The 18,378-nt window shown below is 66.2% G+C and carries 18 protein-coding genes; 10 read left to right on the top strand and 8 right to left on the bottom strand.

Translation table 11 applies throughout. From position 1 onward, the window contains the following. The first annotated feature begins 28 nt into the window (after positions 1-28). The gene (gene ubiG / locus IEW49_RS02735) at positions 29-763 is read left to right on the top strand and encodes a bifunctional 2-polyprenyl-6-hydroxyphenol methylase/3-demethylubiquinol 3-O-methyltransferase UbiG (protein ID WP_188641242.1); all 735 of its coding nucleotides are present in this window, start codon (positions 29-31) and stop codon (positions 761-763) included. Here the strand turns inward: ubiG and IEW49_RS02730 are convergent. Then, positions 760-1,824, bottom strand: a complete 1,065-nt coding sequence (locus IEW49_RS02730; protein WP_188641241.1) for a glycerophosphodiester phosphodiesterase family protein — start codon at positions 1,822-1,824, stop codon at positions 760-762. The genes ubiG and IEW49_RS02730 overlap by 4 nt on opposite strands. After that, complete coding sequence (locus IEW49_RS02725; protein ID WP_188641240.1) at positions 1,806-2,147, bottom strand: ArsC family reductase; 342 nt, start codon at positions 2,145-2,147, stop codon at positions 1,806-1,808. The genes IEW49_RS02730 and IEW49_RS02725 overlap by 19 nt, the downstream gene beginning before the upstream one ends. Before the next feature lie 56 nt (positions 2,148-2,203). On the opposite strand from IEW49_RS02725, the gene aroC reads away from it, so the two are divergent. From aroC to IEW49_RS02700, 5 genes are all read left to right on the top strand, one after another. After that, positions 2,204-3,286 carry a chorismate synthase gene (aroC, locus tag IEW49_RS02720; RefSeq protein WP_188641239.1) on the top strand — a complete coding sequence of 361 codons (1,083 nt, stop codon included), beginning with the start codon at positions 2,204-2,206 and terminating at the stop codon, positions 3,284-3,286. Between the two features lie 213 nt (positions 3,287-3,499). Continuing rightward, positions 3,500-4,066, top strand: a complete 567-nt coding sequence (gene ahpC / locus IEW49_RS02715) for an alkyl hydroperoxide reductase subunit C (RefSeq protein WP_188641238.1) — start codon at positions 3,500-3,502, stop codon at positions 4,064-4,066. Between the two features lie 89 nt (positions 4,067-4,155). Then, a complete protein-coding gene (gene ahpF / locus IEW49_RS02710; RefSeq protein ID WP_188641237.1) occupies positions 4,156-5,745 on the top strand; it encodes an alkyl hydroperoxide reductase subunit F in 1,590 nt (529 codons plus the stop codon). A 242-nt stretch (positions 5,746-5,987) separates the two neighbouring features. Continuing rightward, positions 5,988-8,204: a catalase/peroxidase HPI gene (katG, locus tag IEW49_RS02705; protein ID WP_188641236.1), complete on the top strand. Its 2,217-nt coding sequence runs from the start codon at positions 5,988-5,990 to the stop codon at positions 8,202-8,204. Between the two features lie 127 nt (positions 8,205-8,331). After that, positions 8,332-8,940, top strand: a complete 609-nt coding sequence (locus tag IEW49_RS02700; RefSeq protein ID WP_229658051.1) for a phage tail protein — start codon at positions 8,332-8,334, stop codon at positions 8,938-8,940. Positions 8,941-8,946: 6 nt separating this feature from the next. Here the strand turns inward: IEW49_RS02700 and IEW49_RS02695 are convergent, their stop codons facing one another. From IEW49_RS02695 to IEW49_RS02685, 3 genes are read right to left on the bottom strand one after another with little or no spacing between them, the layout of a single operon-like run. Beyond that, positions 8,947-9,507, bottom strand: a complete 561-nt coding sequence (locus IEW49_RS02695) for a Smr/MutS family protein (RefSeq protein WP_188641235.1) — start codon at positions 9,505-9,507, stop codon at positions 8,947-8,949. Beyond that, positions 9,504-10,673, bottom strand: a complete 1,170-nt coding sequence (gene mltA, locus IEW49_RS02690) for a murein transglycosylase A (protein WP_188641234.1) — start codon at positions 10,671-10,673, stop codon at positions 9,504-9,506. The genes IEW49_RS02695 and mltA overlap by 4 nt, the downstream gene beginning before the upstream one ends. A 7-nt stretch (positions 10,674-10,680) precedes the next feature. Then, entirely contained in the window at positions 10,681-11,358 is a 678-nt protein-coding gene (locus IEW49_RS02685) for a Tim44/TimA family putative adaptor protein (RefSeq protein ID WP_188641233.1), read from the bottom strand. 277 nt (positions 11,359-11,635) lie between these two features. On the opposite strand from IEW49_RS02685, the gene secB reads away from it, so the two are divergent. The 4 genes from secB to IEW49_RS02665 all read left to right on the top strand — a co-directional run bounded on the left by secB (position 11,636) and on the right by IEW49_RS02665 (position 15,674). Next, the gene (gene secB, locus IEW49_RS02680; protein ID WP_188641232.1) at positions 11,636-12,166 is read left to right on the top strand and encodes a protein-export chaperone SecB; all 531 of its coding nucleotides are present in this window, start codon (positions 11,636-11,638) and stop codon (positions 12,164-12,166) included. A 33-nt stretch (positions 12,167-12,199) separates the two neighbouring features. Continuing rightward, complete coding sequence (gene murJ, locus IEW49_RS02675; protein WP_188641231.1) at positions 12,200-13,783, top strand: murein biosynthesis integral membrane protein MurJ; 1,584 nt, start codon at positions 12,200-12,202, stop codon at positions 13,781-13,783. Between the two features lie 4 nt (positions 13,784-13,787). Next, positions 13,788-14,798, top strand: a complete 1,011-nt coding sequence (gene trpS / locus IEW49_RS02670) for a tryptophan--tRNA ligase (RefSeq protein WP_188641230.1) — start codon at positions 13,788-13,790, stop codon at positions 14,796-14,798. 165 nt (positions 14,799-14,963) lie between these two features. After that, positions 14,964-15,674: a DUF4136 domain-containing protein gene (locus tag IEW49_RS02665; RefSeq protein ID WP_188641229.1), complete on the top strand. Its 711-nt coding sequence runs from the start codon at positions 14,964-14,966 to the stop codon at positions 15,672-15,674. A gap of 48 nt (positions 15,675-15,722) precedes the next feature. On the opposite strand, the gene IEW49_RS02660 is transcribed toward IEW49_RS02665, so the two are convergent. The 3 genes from IEW49_RS02660 to IEW49_RS02650 are packed head-to-tail and all read right to left on the bottom strand — an operon-like array spanning position 15,723 to position 18,297. Then, complete coding sequence (locus tag IEW49_RS02660) at positions 15,723-16,040, bottom strand: hypothetical protein (protein ID WP_188641228.1); 318 nt, start codon at positions 16,038-16,040, stop codon at positions 15,723-15,725. Between the two features lie 23 nt (positions 16,041-16,063). Then, positions 16,064-16,510: a dUTP diphosphatase gene (gene dut, locus IEW49_RS02655; protein WP_188641227.1), complete on the bottom strand. Its 447-nt coding sequence runs from the start codon at positions 16,508-16,510 to the stop codon at positions 16,064-16,066. Next, positions 16,507-18,297, bottom strand: a complete 1,791-nt coding sequence (locus tag IEW49_RS02650) for a bifunctional phosphopantothenoylcysteine decarboxylase/phosphopantothenate synthase (RefSeq protein WP_188641226.1) — start codon at positions 18,295-18,297, stop codon at positions 16,507-16,509. Before IEW49_RS02650 ends, dut begins: the two co-directional genes overlap by 4 nt. Positions 18,298-18,378: the final 81 nt, after the last annotated feature.

The following is an 18,378-nucleotide window of genomic DNA, read 5'->3' as shown; positions in this document are numbered from 1 at the left end:
GGTCGAAAGCGGCTGTTACGGAGCGAGCATGAGCGATGCAAGCACCGCAACGATCCGCGAACACGAAGCCGCGCATTTCGGCCGGCTCGCGAAGGAGTGGTGGGACCCGAAGGGATCCTCCGCCATGCTCCACAAGCTCAATCCCGTCCGGCTCGAATACATTCGCGAGGCGATCGACCTGCACTGGGCGGGCGACACCCGCCAATTGAAGCCGCTGGCGGGTCGCCGCGCGCTCGATATCGGCTGCGGCGCGGGGCTGTTGTGCGAACCGCTCGCGCGGATGGGCGCCGAGGTGACCGGCGTCGACGCCGCGCCCGAGAACATCGCCGCGGCGCGTGAGCACGCCGGCAGGATGGGGCTCGATATCGATTACCGCGCGGGCGAGATCGGCAAGGAGGGGCTCGGCACGTTCGATCTCGTCACCTGCCTCGAAGTGGTCGAACACGTCGCCGACAAGACCGCTTTCCTCGCGCAGGCCGCGGCCTGCCTCGCGCCGGGGGGCCTGATGATCGTCTCGACCCCCAACCGCACCGCGCAATCGCGGTTGCTGATGGTCGGCGCGGCCGAAGCGATCGGCCTGATCCCGCGGGGCACGCACGACTGGGACGATTTCGTCACCCCCGAGGAACTCGGCGAGCTGCTCGAAAGCGTCGGCCTGGCGATGGACGAGCCCAAAGGCATCGCCTTCGGCCCGAACAAGGGCCTCCACCTGTCGGACGATCTCTCGCTCAACTACATCGCGACGGCGCGCCGCGCCGACTAGTTGCGCAGCGCCGCCCGCGCGGCGATCGCTTCCGCGACATTGTCGGTGAAGATCGCGTCGGCTCCCGCACGGCCGAGCAACGCCCACAGCGTCGCGAAATTGCCGTTCGCGGCCGGATCGGCGCCGCTTTGCAACGGGGCGGGCAGGAAGGCGTTCTCGGCGCGCGCAGTCCAGGCATGGACATCGAGCCCGGCGGCCTTGGCGCGCGCGGCCAAATCGGTCGTCGTGCCGTCGGCTGCCACCAGCAGCGTCGCCTCGACCCCGATCGCGCTGGCATAGCGCGCGATCTGCGCCAGCCCCGGATCGGACAGGAATTGCGCATAGGAGAGCTGCGGCGCATCGGCCGGGCCGCCCTCTTCTGAGAGCAATTGCACGCGGCGGTAATCAACCCCCATTTCGCGCCCGCGGAACATCACCTGTGTCAGCGCGGTCGGCTCGAAACTCTGGATGTAGACCGGGTCGTCGGCGGTGTAGCCCGCGCCCTTGAGCGTCGCGAGCAGCGCATCGACCGGCGCGAGGCCGAGCGCATCGAAATAGCTCCCGTGCTTGATCTCGGGATAGAGCCCGACCAGCCGCCCGGTCGCGGCCTCCTTGGCGCGCGCCAGCGCGATGATCTCGGCCAGCGTGGGAATCTGGAATTGCCCGTCATACGCGGTGTTGGCAGGGCGGATTGCGGGCAGGCGTTCCTTCGCGCGCAGCGTCTTCAACTCGGCGAGCGTGAAATCCTCGGTGAACCAGCCGGTCACCTCGACCCCGTCGATCGTCTTGGTGGTCCGACGGTCGGCGAATTCGGGATGGTCGGCGACGTCGGTGGTGTCCGAAATCTCGTTCTCGTGCCGCGCGACGAGCACGCCGTCCTTCGTGGGCACCAAATCTGGCTCGATATAGTCGGCGCCCTGCTCGATCGCGAGTTCGTAGGCCGCCAGCGTGTGCTCGGGCCGGTCCCCGCTCGCCCCGCGATGCGCAATGATTACCTGCGCCTGCGCTGGAACGGGTAGCGGCAGCGCAGCGATGAACGCGGCAAAAACCAGAAGGAAACGAGTCACAGCGCCGCCTCCCATTCGTCCGGTTTGAACCCGACCAGCACGCCGGCCGCGTGCTCGACCACCGGGCGCTTGATCATCGACGGGTGCGCCACCATCAGCGCGATCGCCTTGTCGCGGTCGATGCCTTCCTTGTCCGCATCGTCGAGCTTGCGGAACGTGGTGCCGCGCTTGTTGAGCAGCACCTCCCATCCCACCGCATCGGTCCAGCCGACGAGCTTGCCCGCGTCGACGCCTTCCTTCTTGTAATCATGGAACGTGTAGTCGCGCCCTTCCGCCTCGAGCCACTTGCGGGCCTTCTTGACGGTGTCGCAGTTCGGGATGCCGTAGAGGTCGATCATGCCGGCGGTCCTAACAGCGTGGACATGCGCGCGAAAGCGCGACAGTGCTGTGTGGCATGAGCTTCAACACTTTCGGCCACATGCTCCGCGTCACCACCTGGGGGGAGAGCCACGGGCCCGCGATCGGCTGCGTGGTCGACGGGTGCCCGCCGCGCATCGCGCTGAGCGAGGCCGACATCCAGCCCTTCCTCGATGCGCGCCGTCCGGGCCAGTCGCGCCACACCACCCAGCGGCGCGAACCGGATGCGGTGCGAATCCTGTCGGGCGTGTTCGAAGGGAAGACGACGGGCACACCGATTTCGCTGGTGATCGAAAATGTCGACCAGCGTTCGAAGGACTATTCGAAGCAGGCCACCACCTATCGCCCCGGCCACGCCGATTACGCCTACGACGCCAAATACGGGATCCGCGATCATCGCGGCGGTGGGCGCTCTTCGGCGCGCGAAACCGCAATGCGGGTCGCGGCGGGGGCGATCGCGCGCAAGATCTCAAGTGAGGTTGAGCTAACCACCTATCTCTGCGAACTCGGCGGCGATCCGATCGACCGCGCGGCATTCGACCCGCAAGCCATTAACCACAACGATTTCTTTTGCCCCGATCCGGCCGCCGCCGAACGCTGGGCCGCGATGATGGACGAGGCGCGGCGCGACGGGGATTCGCTGGGTGCAGTGGTCGAATGCGTCGCCACCGGCGTGCCCGCCGGCTGGGGCGCTCCGGTCTATGCCAAGCTCGACGCCGAGATCGCGCAAGCGATGATGGGTATCAACGCTTCGAAAGGTGTCGAGATCGGCGATGGCTTCGCCGCCGCGCGGCTCAGGGGCAGCGAGAATGCCGATGCCATGCGGCCGGGCGGTGAAGGCCCAGATTTCGCCAGCAACCATGCCGGCGGGACCGCGGGCGGGATCGCCACCGGGCAGCCGGTGGTCGCTCGCGTCGCGTTCAAGCCTACCAGCTCGATCCGCACCCCTGTCGCGACCATCGATTCATCCGGCGCAGAGGCCCAGATTTCGACCACCGGACGGCACGACCCATGCGTCGGCATCCGCGCGGTCCCGGTGGTCGAGGCGATGATGGCGCTGATCCTCGCCGACCAGAAATTGCTGCACCGCGCACAAGTAGGCGCTGGCCTGGGAGAGTAGATCCCGACCCGAAATCGGTCGAGCGTGCTCCGCATCCGCTCGAACGGGCCGCACTGTGGAACGCAACCAACACGCCGTTGTTGTTTCCATAAGTTCCATTTAGGCGATCGATTATTCCGATGCTCGCAATCGCATCATATCGCTTTTGTGCATCGCAGCATTGCCTATCTCGGACACACGATTTTCACCCCGAACATACGGAGAATCAATATAATGGGTATCATCGGATCGCAGATCAAACCGTTCAAGGCGACCGCCTTCCAGGCCGGCAAGGACTTCTTCGAGGTCACCGACGAGGACGTGCGCGGCAAGTGGGCCGTGTTCTTCTTCTACCCGGCCGACTTCACCTTCGTCTGCCCGACCGAGCTCGAGGACATGGGCGAGAAGTACGAGATGCTCCAGAAGATGGGCGTAGAGGTGTACGGTGTTTCGACCGACACGCATTTCAGCCACAAGGCCTGGCACGACACGTCCGAGCGGATCGGCAAGCTCACCTTCCCGTTCCTCGGCGACCAGCTCCACACGCTCGCGAAGAACTTCGACGTGCTGCGTGAAGACATGGGACTCGCCGACCGCGCGACCTTCGTCGTCGATCCCGACGGCGTGATCCAGATCATGGAACAGACCTGCGAAGGCGTCGGCCGCAATGCCAACGAACTGACCCGCAAGATCAAGGCGGCGCAGTATGTGCGCAACAACCCCGGCCAGGTCTGCCCGGCTGCATGGGAAGAAGAAGACGAGACGCTGAGCCCCTCGCTCGACCTCGTCGGCAAGATCTGATTTCCTAGATTTTGACAGAAATCGCGGCCCGGAGCGCAACGCTCCGGGCCGCATTTTCCTCCCCTCTCCATAAACTCAGGATTTCCCGCATGCTCGACCCGTCGATGAAGGACCAGCTCAAAACCTATCTCGCCAATCTGCGCGAGCCGATCGAGCTCGTCGCGTCGCTTGGGGATGGGGCGAAATCCGACCAGACGCGCGAACTGCTCGAGGAAATCGCCGCGCTCCACAAGGATGTGAGCGCGAGCTTCGACGGGACCGACGATCGCAAGCCGAGCTTCGTCGTTCGCCGTGCCTCCGACGCGACCCGCTGGGTCCGCTTCGCCGGGCTCCCGCTCGGCCACGAATTCACCTCGCTCGTGCTCGCGCTGCTGTGGGCCGGCGGCCACCCGCCCAAGGTCGAGCAGGAAACACTCGAGGCGATCCGCGCGCTCGAAGCCGATTACGCCTTCGAGATGTATTTCTCGCTCAGCTGCCACAACTGCCCCGACGTGGTGCAGGCGCTCACGCTGATGGCGTTCGAGAACCCGCGCATCACCGCGACGCTGATCGAGGGCGGCACGTTCAAGGACGAGGTGGAGGCGCGCAACATCATGGCGGTGCCCGCGACCTTCCTAAACGGTGAGAGCTTTTACAACGGCAAGATGTCGCTCGACGACGTGCTGGCGAAGCTCGACACCGGCAGCGAGGCGCGCGCCGCAGAAAAGCTCTCCGCCAAGGACGCGTTCGACGTGCTCGTGCTGGGCGGCGGCCCGGCCGGTGTCGCAGCGTCGATCTATACCGCGCGCAAGGGGTTTGCGACCGGCATCGCCGCCGAACGCTTCGGCGGACAGTTGCAGGACACGCTCGGAATCGAGAACCTGCCCGGCACGCTCTACACCGAAGGGCCCAAGCTGGCCGACGAGCTCGGCCGCCAGGTCAGCGAGAACGGCATCGACCTGATGGACCGCGCGATCGCCAAGAAGCTCATTCCCGCCGAAGAGAAAGGCGGCCTCCACACGCTCGAACTCGAAAACGGTGCGACGCTGCAGACCCGCGCGCTGATCCTCGCCACCGGCGCCCGCTGGCGCGCGCTCGGCGTGCCGGGCGAGCAGGAATACCGCAACAAGGGCGTGGCCTATTGCCCGCATTGCGACGGCCCGCTGTTCAAGGGCAAGCGCGTCGCGGTGATCGGCGGCGGCAATTCGGGCGTCGAGGCGGCGATCGACCTCGCCAAGATCGTCGAGCACGTCACGCTGGTCGAATTCGACAAGGCGCTGCGCGCCGACGAGGTGCTGCAGAACAAGCTCCGCAGCCTCTCGAATGTCGCAATCCTCGTCAACGCGCAGACGACCGAGATCACCGGCGCGAACGGCAAGGTCGACGGCTTCGTCTACAAGGACCGCGAGAGCGAAGAGGAACATCGCGTCGATGTCGCCGGCGTGTTCGTGCAGATCGGGCTCGTTCCCAACACCGAATGGCTCAAGGACGGCGCGCTCGAGCTCAACCGCATCGGCGAGATCGAGACCGACGAAAGCGGTCGCACCAACCTGCCCGGCGTATTCGCCGCGGGCGATTGCACCGTCGAGCCCTACAAGCAGATCGTCGTGTCGATGGGTGCAGGCTCGGCCGCAGCGCTCTCGGCCTTCGATTACCTCGTCCGCCACGCCCCCGCCGACGAGGTCGCCGAAGCGGCCTGATTTCCGACCTTCACCGACCGCAAGAGCGCGCCTCCGCATACCGCGGGGGGCGCGCTTTTTCGTGCGCCACGGCAAGGCTCGATTGATCGATAGAAACGCTGAATCGCCTCTGATTGATTAAAACGTTCAAAGTCATCGGAACGCATGGCTTCGCGGCGGCGTCGCAAAAGCGTAGCGTGCCGCCATGAAATGATCGGGGAGGACCGCAACGAGTCGTCCCTGCAAGAGAGGAGAGACCCATCATGGATGCCAAGACCGGATCGATCGAAGGCTGCCCGTTCGGCGGCAGCGGCGAAATGCGGAGCCTGTTCGGCCGCACCAATCGCGACTGGTGGCCCGACCAGCTGCAGCTCGACATTCTCACCACCGAGGGTCGCAGCGCCGACCCGATGGGCGACGATTTCGATTACGCCGAGGCCTTCAACGCGCTCGACTACAAGGCGCTCAAGCAGGACCTCACCGACCTGATGACCGACAGCCAGCCCTGGTGGCCGGCCGATTACGGGCATTACGGCCCGTTCTTCATCCGCATGGCGTGGCACGCGGCGGGCACCTATCGCACCGGCGACGGTCGCGGCGGTGCCTCGAGCGGGCAGCAGCGCTTTGCCCCGCTCAACAGCTGGCCCGACAACGGCAATCTCGACAAGGCGCGTCGCCTGCTGTGGCCGATCAAGCAGAAATACGGCAAGCACATCAGCTGGGCCGACCTCTTCATCCTGACCGGAAACGTCGCGATCGAATCGATGGGGGGCCCGGTGTTCGGCTTCGGCGGCGGCCGCGCCGACGTGTACGAACCCGAGACGACCTATTGGGGCACCGAGGAAGAGTGGGTCGACGAAGGCGTCGAAACGCGCATCATCCCCGACGAGGGCAAGGCGCTCGAAAACCCGCTCGCGGCGATCCAGATGGGCCTGATCTACGTCAATCCCGAGGGCCCGGGCGGCAATCCGCACGATCCCGAAGGCATGGCGCGCGACATGCGCGAAACCTTCGCCCGGATGGCGATGAACGACGAGGAAACCGTCGCCCTGACCGCCGGCGGCCACGCCTTCGGCAAGTGCCACGGGGCCAAGCCCTCCGACACGTTCGGCGGTGCACCTGAAGGCGAGCACCTGCATCGCATGGGCTTCGGCTGGCTGACCGATCCCGAAGAGATCGAGAAGGGCCACATCACGACCTCGGGCATCGAAGGCCCGTGGACGCCCAACCCGACCCAGTGGGGCAACGACTATTTCCGCCTGTTGTTCAAGTACGAATACGAGCTCACCCAGAGCCCGGCCGGTGCGAACCAGTGGACCCCGATCGATCCCGAGGAAGCCGACATGGCGCCCGATGCGCGGGACCCGAACAAGAAGGTCCCGACGATCATGACCACCGCCGACATGGCGCTGAAGCGCGACCCGGAATATCGCAAGATTTCCGAACGCTTCCGCGACGACCAGGCGGCGCTCGACGATGCCTTCGCCCGCGCCTGGTTCAAGCTGTGTCACCGCGACATGGGACCCAAGGTCCGCTATCTCGGCCCCGAAGTGCCCGAGGAAGACCTGATCTGGCAGGACCCGACGCCCGCCGGCACGGAGCCTTCCGGCAGCGCGGTATCGGACTTCAAGGCGAAGGTGCTCGACAGCGGGTTGTCGATCTCCGAACTGGTCAAGGCGGCCTGGGCTTCGGCCTCGACCTATCGCAATTCGGATCATCGCGGCGGCGCCAACGGTGCCCGCGTGCGCCTCGCCCCGCAAAAGGACTGGGCGGTCAACGATCCCGACGAACTGTCGAAGGTCCTGTCGAAGCTCGACGAGCTGCGCGGCGAACTGTCGATGGCCGATGCGATCGTGCTCGCCGGTGCCGCGGCGATCGAGAAGGCGGCCAAGGATGGCGGCCATGACGTCAGCGTCGACGTGACCACCGGTCGCGGCGATGCCGGCGACGAGCACACCGATGCCGAGAGCTTCGAACCGCTCGAACCGTTCGCCGACGGGTTCCGCAACTACCTGAAGACCAAGGCTTCGGTGAAGACCGAGGACATGCTGATCGACCGCGCGCACCTGCTGGGCCTGTCGATCCCCGAAATGACCGCGCTGGTCGGCGGGATGCGGGCGTTGGGCGCCGTCAGCACCCACGCCAAGCACGGCAATTCGATCGGGGTCCTGACCGACCGCCCGGGCACGCTGTCGAACGACTTCTTCGTCAACCTGCTCGAAATGGGCACGGTGTGGGAAGTGGTCGACGAGAGCGGCGACGAGGAGTTCGTCGGCAAGTGCCGGATCAAGGGCGACGAGAAGTGGCGCGCGACGCGCACCGACCTCGTCTTCGGCTCGAACTCGCAATTGCGCGCGGTGGCCGAAACCTATGCCGAGAAAGGCGGCGAAGAGCGCATGGTGCGCGACTTCGTGAAGGCATGGACCAAGGTGATGGACGCCGATCGCTTCGATCTGCGCTGCGCCAAGTATCACAAATAGGATTTGAAAATATCGTGAGCCAAGAAGCGCCGTCTCGTTATCGACGAGGCGGCGCTTCTATTATGGCAATTCGACAGTAACGATGTAATGTACTCCCGGGTCGGACAATGATACCTAAGGGGGAAGCATGAAATATTTGAACGCAATGATGGGCGCCGCCGCGATGGCAGGAGCCGGGTTTGCCGCGTCTTCGGCAACCATGGGCCTCGATCCGTATCTCGGCGAAATCCAGCAATTCGGCGGCAATTACTGTCCGCGCGGCTATGCGCCGACCAACGGGCAACTGTTGTCCATTTCGCAGAACAGCGCGCTCTTCTCGCTGCTCGGCACCACCTATGGCGGTGACGGCCGGACGACGTTCGCGCTGCCCGACCTGCGCGGGCGTGCCATGGTCGGCGTCGGCCAGGGCCCCGGCCTGTCGTTGCATGACTGGGGCGCGAAATTCGGTGCCGAGCAGGTGACGTTGACGGTCGGCAATATGCCCTCCCATTCGCACACTGCGAGGCTGCGGGCGGAAGATGCCCCCGGAACGAGCGACAATCCGAGCAACGGGCTCCTGGCGGATTTCCCCGACGGGCAGGCGATCTATGCCGACGGCCCCGCCAACGTCGACATGAATGCGGGTGCGATTCAGGTCGGCAACACCGGCGGCAGCCAACCGTTCATGAATTCGCAGCCTTCGATCGCGATGACCACCTGTATCGCGATTCAGGGCGCATATCCGCCGCGGTCCTGACGCGGATCAGCTCCTCCGGAGCACGATGTAGAGCGCACCGTCGCCCCCGTGGCGGCGGTGCGCCTTGCGTATGGCGGCAATGTCGGAGGCGTGGCGGCCCGCCGCGAGCCAGTCGAGGATCTTGGCGCGGATCGCACCGCGGCGTGTGCCGCGATCGGCCGGATCGACCGGGCGCGGCTTGCCGGTGACGACCAGCACCAGCCGCACGCCCATCGCCTTGGCCTGCGCCAGCCCGTCATCGAGCCTGGTCCACGCCGCGTCGAGATTGTTGCCGTGCAGGTCGAGCGTGAAGTCGGGAGCGATCGACGCGCGCGAAAGCTTGCGTTCCCACGAATTGTCGAGGCCGTGCTTCGCACCGAGTGGACGTTGCGGAGGAGGAGGTGGAGGAGGTGCGGGAGTTTGTTTGGGCGCCGGGCGCGCGATCGCCTCGATCGCCTTGTCCGGAGCCTTGCTCGGCGCATCGTCGGGCAGCTTCGGCCGCTTCCGGCCCGCCAGCGGCTCGACGCTCGCGGCCAGTTTCGCCCAGGCGCTCGCCTCGGCCTCGCTCAGTCCGCGCGGGGGTCTCACCGCGTTCCGCGGCGCTCGAGCGTGCCACGCGGCAGCAGGACATAGGCCTGGCCGCGTCCGCTCATCCCGCCGGCGATTTCGGCGGCGCGGTCGCCATTGCCCCAGAAGGTGTCGAACCGGTTGGGTCCCTTGATCGCCCCGCCGGTGTCCTGCGCCACCCACAGCCCGTCGGCGACGTCGCGGTCGAGGTCGAGCCAGACGGGTGCGCCGAGCGGGATATAGGCCGGATCGGTCGCGACGGTGTTGCCCTCCGTCACCTCGACCCCCATCGCCCCCACCGGGCCGGTCGAGAGTTCGCGGAAGAAGATCCAGCTCTTGTTGAGCCGCATCAGCTCGCGGCCCTCCTCGGGATGTTCGCGCAGATAACGGACAATGCCCTGCATCGACCCGGCATATTGCCCGGGCCCGTCGCCGAGCAGGCCGCGTTCGCGCATCACCCCGCCAATGCCGACATATTCGCGCCCGTTCTGCCCGGCATAGCCGATCCGCATGATCGATCCGTCGGGTGCGCGCAGCATGCCCGAGCCCTGGATCTGGAGGAAGAAGAACTCGATCGGGTCCTTGGCCCAGGCGATTTCGAGCCCGCGCCCTGCGAGCGCGCCGTCCTCGATCGCAGCGCGATCGTAATAGAGCTCGTATTCGCCCTGCTCGTTGATCCGCCCGAGCGGAGGGCGGCCCGTGCGTTCGCTTTCGGGCATGTCCTTGGGCCAGGCGCGCACGAGGTCGTCGGGCATCGCGTAGACCGGCACGTCGTAGCCCGGCAGCCGGGTGCGCGAGCCTTCGATCGACGGCTCGAAATAGCCGGTCGCGAAGGCGCGCCCGTCGCGCAATTGCGCGGTCTCGAAATGCTGGGTGAAGAAACGCGCCGCGTCATTGGCGGGCCAGGTAGCGGCAAGGTCGCACACGCCGCGCCATGCTGCCGGTTCGATCAGCCCGCTTGCATCCTCGCGCCGCAGCAATTGCGGGCATGAGGCGCGGAACGAGACAAGCGCGCCGCGCGCGTCCTCGTCGGTGAAGGACAGTGTGCGGATATCGGGCCCGCGCGAGATTTCGGCGGCGACTCCGGGCGGCGGCAGGTCTTCGGGCTCGGGGACGATCTGGCCGCAACCGGCCAGCAGCGCCGCGGCACCGAACAGCGAAAGACGGCGCAACGCGGTCGCGAGCATGGCGGGATCAGCCCTGGTCGGTTTCGTCGAGCAGCCAGTCGGGATTGCTCGAGGTCACGTCGCGGCTGAAGGTCCACAGGTCGACGCTTTCGACCGCATCGTCGAGCGACCCGGCGATCACGTTGCCGTCCTTGTCGCGAGTCACCGCCGCGATATCGGCGGTGAAGCGGATCGTGATCCGCGCCAGCGGAGCCATGAAATCGGCCCCGGTGATTGCCGTTTCCTCGATCCGGATCAGCTTGTTGTCGAGCTTTTCGCCCGCTTTCTCGCGTGCGTCGATCGCGCCGGCGAAGCTGGCATAGACATCGTCGTCGCACAGTTCGCGCAGCTCTTCCTTGTCGCCGCGCCAGAACGCTTCGAGCACCATCGTGTAAGCGCCCTTGGCCCCTTCGAGGAACGCGATCGGATCGAACCGGCGATCGGCCGCGGCGATCGCGCGCAGGCCGCGCTCGACACCCGGAGGGAAGGCCGCGAGTTCGCGATCGGCGATCGCGGTTTGCGGCTGGCTCGCCGACCGCACGGTCGTGGCCGGACGCAATTGCGTTGCCGCTTCGTCGCGCTGGTCGGTTCGCGGACGCGGGGCCATCGGTTCTTCCTCATGCTCGGCGCGGTCGCCCAGCACGGAATAGAGGCGCAGGCCCAGAAAGGCCGCAATCATGGCGAGGATGATGATCGATAAGGTCACAGGGTTCTCGTTAGCCAGTCATGCCCACCCCTTGCAAGGCGAGCGTTGCATCTTGATCTAGGTATCAGACCTTTCCCTAACAACGGCTGACCGGACGAAAAGAGCCCGGAAGAAGCTCAATCTCACCGAATCGCCCCCAGATCGCATCGCGAACCGATGATAGATTGCCGCCACAGCGCCGCAGTGCTAGGCGCGCGGCTCGCGCCGAGCGGGTGAATCTGCCGCAAGCTTCGTCCCCCGGCCCCATATTTATGCCTTAGCAGAGAGAATACCCATCATGGCCGACGAAGAAGGCGTCCTGACCGACCTCGACAACAACGATGCCGCGCCCAACGGCGCCGACAACCAGCCGCAGGTCAGCTTCCTGTCGCAGTACATCAAGGATCTCTCGGTCGAGAATCCGAACGCGCCCAAGAGCTACCAGCTCAACGAACAGCCTTCGGTCGACGTGCAGTTCAACATCGCCGCGGACAAGGTCGGCGACGACGTAACCGAAGTCAGCCTCAAGGCGATGCTGACGGCCAAGGCCGGCGACACCACGCTTTACATCATCGACGTGACCTATGCCGGCCTGATCGGCATTCGCAACCTGCCCGAGGAACAGGCGCACGCCTTCACCTTCGCCGAGGCGCCGCGGATCCTGTTCCCGTTCGTGCGCCGCGTGGTCGCCGATGCGGTCCGTGACACCGGCTATCCGCCGATGCTGCTCGAACCGATCGACTTCAACCAGCTCTACATCCAGCAGATGCAGGCGCGCCAGAACCAGGGCGAAGCGGGTGGCGACACCCCTCCGACCCCGCAGTTCTGACCGGCAGATGATCTCTCGGCTGGGCCGTCGCGCATGAGCCTGCTCAAGAACGTCGGCACGATCGGCGGGTTGACCATGGTCAGCCGTATCGCCGGCATGGCGCGCGAGATGATCTTCAGCCGCGTGCTCGGCGCCAATGCGGTGACCGACGCGTGGTTCCAGGCGTTCATCATCCCGAACGTCTTCCGTAGGCTGTTCGCCGAGGGCGCGTTCTCGGCCGCCTTCGTTCCGATGTTCTCCAAGCGGCTGCACGGGCCGGAGAACATGGAGCAAGGTCTCGAGGACGCGCGCAGCTTCTCCAACGCGGTGCTGAGCGTCTTCCTGCCGGTGCTGATCGCGCTCTGCGCGCTGTTCGAACTCGCGATGCCGGGCGTGATCTGGGTGCTCGCCGACAAGCCGGTCGATCCGCAGAATTTCGCCATCGCGGTCGATTTCGCGCGGATCATGTTCCCCTATATCGTGCTGGTGAGCCTGGTGACCCTGTTCACCGGCATGCTCAATTCGGTGAGTCGTTTCGCGCCCGGGGCAAGCTTCCCGATCATCCTCAACTTGGTGCTGATCGGCGCGCTGCTCGGCGGCGAATGGCTGATCGACAATCGCGGCTACGACATGGTCGAGGTGACCTATGGCGTCGCCTGGGCGGTGACCTTCGGCGGCGTGATCCAACTCGCCTGGCTCTATTACTGGACCCGGGTCGAGGGCTTCCGGCCGAGGCTGATGTGGCCGCAGATCACGCCCGAGGTGAAGCGCCTCTCGATCATCGCATTGCCCGCGGCGATCGGCGGCGGCGCCTACCAGATCAACACGCTGGTCCAACTCTACTTCCTCAACCAGATCGGCAGCGGCTCGGTCAGCTACATGAACTACGCCGACCGGCTGAACCAGCTTCCGCTCGGCATCATCGGGATCGCGCTGTCGACCGCGATCCTGCCGACGCTGTCGCGCTTCGTCGGCAGCAAGAACACCGAGGGCGCCGACCGCATCCAGTCCGACGCGATCGAGCTCTCGATGCTGCTGACGATCCCGGCGGCGGTCGCGCTGGCGATCTGCGCGACTCCGTTCGTCACCATGATCTTCCAGGGCGGCCGGTTCGACCTTGCCGATGCCGCCGCCACCGGCGAGGTGCTCGCCGCGCTGGTGCTCGGCCTTCCTGCCTTCGTTCTGGTGAAGGTGCTGGTGCCCAATTTCTACGCCCGCTCGGACACGCGCACGCCGGTCTATGCCGCGTTCATCTCGCTGACCGTGTTCGTAGCGCTCAACTTCGCGGTGATGACCGAATACGGCGTGGTCGGCGTGGCCTATGCCAGCGTGGTCGGCGCGTGGATCAACGTGATCTTCCTGTACATAGTGCTCGTGAAGCGCGGCTATTATGCGATTCCCTTGCCGCTGGTCGGGCGGATCGCGCGCCAGCTGGTTGCCGCCGCGGCGATGGGCGCCGCCTTGTGGTTCGCGCGCGATTTGCTAACCGGTTGGTTCTCCGCCGGCCTGTTCGCGCGGCTCGGCGCCCTGCTGACGCTCGTCGCCGCCGCTGCGGTAGTCTATTTCGGCGTCGCCTTCGCGGTCGGCGCCATCGACAGGCAGCGCATCGCTGCCCTTACCAAGAAGAAAGCTCCCTGATCCCATGCGCGTAGTTTCCGGCATCCAGCCCACCGGCCAATTGCATCTCGGCAATTACCTGGGGGCGATCCGCAACTGGGTCGCGATGCAGGATTCGGGCGAGTTCGGGGACCTGCTCTATTTCGTCGCCGACCTTCACGCGATCAGCCTGCCGCACGATCCCAAGGCACTGCGCGACGGCACACTCGAAATCGTCGCCGCGCTGATCGCCTGTGGGCTCGATCCGGACAAGGTCACACTGTTCAACCAGGCGCAGGTCCCGCAGCACGCCGAGCTGCAATGGCTGTTGAACGGCACCGCGCGGATGGGCTGGCTCAACCGCATGACGCAGTGGAAGGACAAGGCGGGCAAGAACCGCGAGGGCGCCTCGATCGCGCTCTTCGCCTATCCGGTGCTGCAGGCCGCCGACGTCCTGCTCTACCAGGCGACGCACGTGCCGGTGGGAGAGGACCAGAAGCAGCATCTCGAGCTGGCGCGCGACATCGCGCAGAAGTTCAACAACGACTTCGCCAGCGAAGACGCGCCGGTCTTCACGCTGCCCGATCCGATCATTCCCGAAGCCACCGCGCGGATCATGTCCCTGCGTGACGGATCGAAAAAGATGAGCAAGTCGGACCCTTCCGAAGCGAGCCGGATCAACCTCGCCGACGATGTCGACACGATCGCGCAGAAGATCCGCAAGGCGAAGACCGATCCCGAACCGCTGCCTAGCGAGGTCGCGGGACTGGCGGATCGTCCCGAGGCGGCAAACCTCGTCGGGATCTATGCCGCGATGGCCGGGACTTCGTCCGCGGCGGTGCTTGCCGAACATGGCGGCCAGGGATTCGGCCAGTTCAAGCCCGCGCTGGGCGAATTGCTGGCCGCCAAGCTGGGGCCGATCACCGCGCGCTTCCGCGAGTTGAAGGACGATCGCACCGCGCTCGACCACGTGCTTGCTAAGGGGGCGGAAAAGGCGCGCGCGCTGGCGGTGCCGACGCTCGACGCCACCTACAAGGCATTGGGCCTGGTGCGCTAAACCCCTGCGAATGTGCAACAATTGATATAGTTGCCATTCAAAACCCATTCAGCCGCGCTGCGCTAGAACGCTTACCATGCTAAAGACAGTTTCGTGCCCGGCGCGCCTGCCATCAGGTCAGGCTGCGATAGGGGGGCCGGACTGCGTTCTTTCGGAGACGTTACGATGACCATGCTTTCTGCCAACAAATGGGGCCGCGCGCTGAAACTGGCTGCCACCCCGATCCTGCTCGCGAGCCTTGCCGCCTGCGCCGCCACGCCGTTTCGTTCGGACGTGACGCGATTCCAGTCGCAGCTGCCCGCGCCGCAGGGTGAAACCTTTGCCGTCGTCAGCGACGATCCGGCGCTGCAGGGCGGTCTCGAATTCTCGCAATATGCGCAGTTCGTCTCCGACCAGATGCAGCGGCTCGGCTACACGCCCGCCGCAAGCGCCGAGGACGCGACGCTCGTCGTACGCTTCGGCTACGGCGTCGACGACGGGCGCACCGTGCTGCGCCGCACCGGGTTCCGCGATCCCTACTGGGATAGCTGGAGCCGCTTCGGACCGCGCTACCGCGCCGTGCGCCTGCGCTCTGGCCGGATCGCCTATGTCCCGACCCGCCGCTGGGGCTATGGCTGGCGCGACCCGTTCTGGGGTCGCGACGATGTGGTCTCGACTACGGTCTATACCAGCGACATCGAGCTCAAGATCGACGATGGCGAAACCGGCGAGCGCCTGTTCGAAGGCCGCGCCGAAGCCGCCTCGCAATCTAAGCGCCTGCAATATCTCGTGCCCAACCTCGTCGAAGCGATGTTCACCGATTTCCCGGGCAATACGGGCGAGACCGTGCGCATCTCGGTCCGGCCCGAGGACATGCCGGTCAAGCCGCGCCGCTGATCGGGCGCAGCCAACCTTCCCCTGACTGGGCGGGCCTCCGGGTCCGCCCTATTTTTTTGTCTCGCCGCGGCGCGCGGCCCTGATCCCCGCGACCGGGACCGCGATCGCGACCGAGCCGAGCAAGAAGGCGCTAGGCACTGCGAGCATCGGCTGCGCCGCGCGGGTACCCATCGCGTAGTCGAGCCAGTCGAGCGCGTGATTGCCGAGGAAGATTCCCGCCACCAGCAGGACGAAGCAGAGCAGCCAGCTGCGCCAGTCGGTCGGTCCCCAGCCCGTGCGGCGCGAGACCATCCGCAGCAGCCGGTCGGAAAGCCACACGAGGATGAGGATCCAGGCGAGCAGCAGGACCAGCGTGATTAGCGACATGCCGAGCATGGCGCGACGCTAGCCTAGACTCCGGTCGAACCGAAGCCCCCTTCGCCGCGCTCGGTCTCTGACAACGTGTCGACCTCCTGCCATTCGGCGAGGGTGACGGGCGCGAGCACCAGTTGCGCGATCCGTTCTCCGCGCGCGATCACGAACGGCTCATCGCCGTGATTGATCATGATGACCTTCAGCTCGCCGCGATAGTCGCTGTCGATCGTGCCGGGCGTGTTGGGCACGCTGACGCCGTGCTTCAGCGCGAGGCCCGAACGCGGGCGGACCTGGATTTCGTAGCCGTGCGGAATCGCCATCGAGAGCCCGGTCGCGACCGCGTGGCGCTTGCCCGGTTCGAGCACGACATTCTCGGCCGAGACCACGTCCATCCCCGCCGCGCCGTCGGTGGCGTAGCGCGGCAGCGGCAGGCCTTCTCCATGGTCGAGCCGCTTGAGTTCGACCGGTACGCGCTTGCTCATGCTTCGATCTCCGCCGGGACCCCGAGCGCCTGCGCGATCCGCGCGACCAGTTCGCGGCCGACCGCGCCCTTGGGCATCCTTTCGAGCCGCTCGACCGATTCGGAGGTCACGATCGTGACCGCGTTGTCGTCTCCATCCATCGCCCCGCCGGCGTCGGACACATCGTTGGCGACGATCCAGTCGGCCCCCTTGCGCTTGCGCTTGGCCTTGGCGTTATCGAGCACCGCATCGGTCTCCGCCGCAAAGCCGACCAGCAGCGGCGGCTTGTCGGGCGAGGTCGCAAGCCAGGCGAGGATATCGGGATTTTCCTCGAGGATCAGCGCGGGCGGTGCGGCCGAATGTTTCTTGATCTTGGAATCGTGGATCGTCTTGGCGCGCCAGTCGGCCACCGCGGCGACCATCACCGCGGCATCGGCGGGGAGCGCCTTCTTGACCGAGTCTTTCATCTCGACCGCGCTTTCGACGTCGATCCGGTCCACCCCGAGCGGGGTCGGCAGCGAGACCGGACCCGCCACCAGCGTGACCCGCGCGCCCGCGGCGGCGGCGGCGGCGGCGATCGCGAAGCCCTGCTTGCCCGAACTCCGGTTGGACAGGAAGCGCACCGGGTCGATCGCCTCGCGGGTCGGCCCGGCTGTCACGACGATGTGCTTGCCGAACAGCGGGCGATGCGCGGGATCGGTGTCGAAAGTCCCTTGCCCTTCGAGCGGGTTGTAGAAGCCTTCTTCGCCCGGGAGCGGCTGCGGGGCCTGGTCGCCCGCGCCGGTCTGCACCAGGTGGTTGATCGCGGCGGCATCGGTCGGCGGTGCCGAACGCGCCTTGCCCTTGGTGACGACCAGCCCGCCAAGCGGACCGCCATCGTCGCTGCTCGCCGCGAAACCGGGCGGCAGCGCGTGCGGATCGTAATCCTCTTCCTCGATCTCGGGTTCGGGAAGGTCCTCCCACTCGGCGTCGTCCTCGTCGAGCATGCCGAACCCCGGATCGGGATCGTGGTCGGACTCGTCGTCACGATCGGGCTCGACCGGCTTGTTGCGCCGGATCAGCGAGCTGAGCAGCCCGCCGAGTCCGCCACCGTGGCTTTCCTCCTCTTCGGGCTCTTCCTCGTCGAATTCGACCTCGAAGCTCTCTTCCTCGACGTCTTCGACCAGCGCTTCGGGCGCGTCCTGCGCGACCTTGGGCAGCGCGGGAACGGGGGCGGGCTGCGGTGCCGCCGGCGGCAGCATCGGCGTTTCGTCCGAATGCGGGTAGCCGAACTGGTCGGCAAGGCTGTTCCAGATATCGACCGGTTCGGGCAGGCGGCCCGCACCGAATTCGCCGCACGCCATCGGACCCTCGCCCGGATCGATCACGCCGACCCCCGCTTCGCGCAGCCGCTCGACATTGCGCTGGGTCGCGGCGTGTTCCCACATCCGCACGTTCATCGCGGGCACGACAACGACCGGCTTGTCGGTGGCGAGCAGCAAGGTGGTGGCGAGATCGTCGGCGATCCCGGCGCTCATCTTCGCCAGCAGGTCGGCTGTGGCGGGGCAGACGACGATGAGGTCGGCTTCGCGAGAGAGCTCGATATGTCCCATCTCGCTTTCGCGCTTCAAATCCCACAACGAGGTATAGACCGGGTTTTCCGAGAGCGCCGCGAGCGTCATCGGGGTGACGAACTGGCTCCCGCCCTCGGTCAGCACACAGGTGACCGAGCCGCCCTGCCGCCGGATCATGCGCACCAGCTCACACGCCTTGTAGGCCGCGATACCGCCGCCGATCACGAGCAGGATCTTCGGGCTGCCCTCGCTCATGCGCGCTGCCCCGTGAAACCCATCCTGCGAGAATTGTCGGCCCATGCGTTCATAACCGCGCTTGCTAGCGTCCCCGGCCCC

Origin of the sequence: Pseudoblastomonas marina (assembly GCF_014641655.1) — a bacterium.
In the GTDB taxonomy this organism is placed as follows: Bacteria; Pseudomonadota; Alphaproteobacteria; order Sphingomonadales; family Sphingomonadaceae; genus Alteriqipengyuania_A; species Alteriqipengyuania_A marina.
This window is presented reverse-complemented; position numbering and strand designations above follow the sequence as displayed.

Bases quoted from the DNA above. Each gene is read 5' to 3' on its own strand.
- ahpF (WP_188641237.1), top strand. From the start codon at position 4,156: ATGCTCGACCCGTCGATGAAGGACCAGCTCAAAACCTATCTCGCCAAT.
- IEW49_RS02650 (WP_188641226.1), bottom strand. From the start codon at position 18,297: ATGAGCGAGGGCAGCCCGAAGATCCTGCTCGTGATCGGCGGCGGTATC.
- IEW49_RS02700 (WP_229658051.1), top strand. From the start codon at position 8,332: ATGAAATATTTGAACGCAATGATGGGCGCCGCCGCGATGGCAGGAGCC.
- mltA (WP_188641234.1), bottom strand. From the start codon at position 10,673: ATGCTCGCGACCGCGTTGCGCCGTCTTTCGCTGTTCGGTGCCGCGGCG.
- ubiG (WP_188641242.1), top strand. From the start codon at position 29: ATGAGCGATGCAAGCACCGCAACGATCCGCGAACACGAAGCCGCGCAT.
- ahpC (WP_188641238.1), top strand. From the start codon at position 3,500: ATGGGTATCATCGGATCGCAGATCAAACCGTTCAAGGCGACCGCCTTC.
- IEW49_RS02725 (WP_188641240.1), bottom strand. From the start codon at position 2,147: ATGATCGACCTCTACGGCATCCCGAACTGCGACACCGTCAAGAAGGCC.
- murJ (WP_188641231.1), top strand. From the start codon at position 12,200: ATGAGCCTGCTCAAGAACGTCGGCACGATCGGCGGGTTGACCATGGTC.
- secB (WP_188641232.1), top strand. From the start codon at position 11,636: ATGGCCGACGAAGAAGGCGTCCTGACCGACCTCGACAACAACGATGCC.
- aroC (WP_188641239.1), top strand. From the start codon at position 2,204: ATGAGCTTCAACACTTTCGGCCACATGCTCCGCGTCACCACCTGGGGG.
- IEW49_RS02665 (WP_188641229.1), top strand. From the start codon at position 14,964: ATGACCATGCTTTCTGCCAACAAATGGGGCCGCGCGCTGAAACTGGCT.
- trpS (WP_188641230.1), top strand. From the start codon at position 13,788: ATGCGCGTAGTTTCCGGCATCCAGCCCACCGGCCAATTGCATCTCGGC.
- IEW49_RS02730 (WP_188641241.1), bottom strand. From the start codon at position 1,824: ATGGGAGGCGGCGCTGTGACTCGTTTCCTTCTGGTTTTTGCCGCGTTC.
- katG (WP_188641236.1), top strand. From the start codon at position 5,988: ATGGATGCCAAGACCGGATCGATCGAAGGCTGCCCGTTCGGCGGCAGC.
- IEW49_RS02660 (WP_188641228.1), bottom strand. From the start codon at position 16,040: ATGTCGCTAATCACGCTGGTCCTGCTGCTCGCCTGGATCCTCATCCTC.
- dut (WP_188641227.1), bottom strand. From the start codon at position 16,510: ATGAGCAAGCGCGTACCGGTCGAACTCAAGCGGCTCGACCATGGAGAA.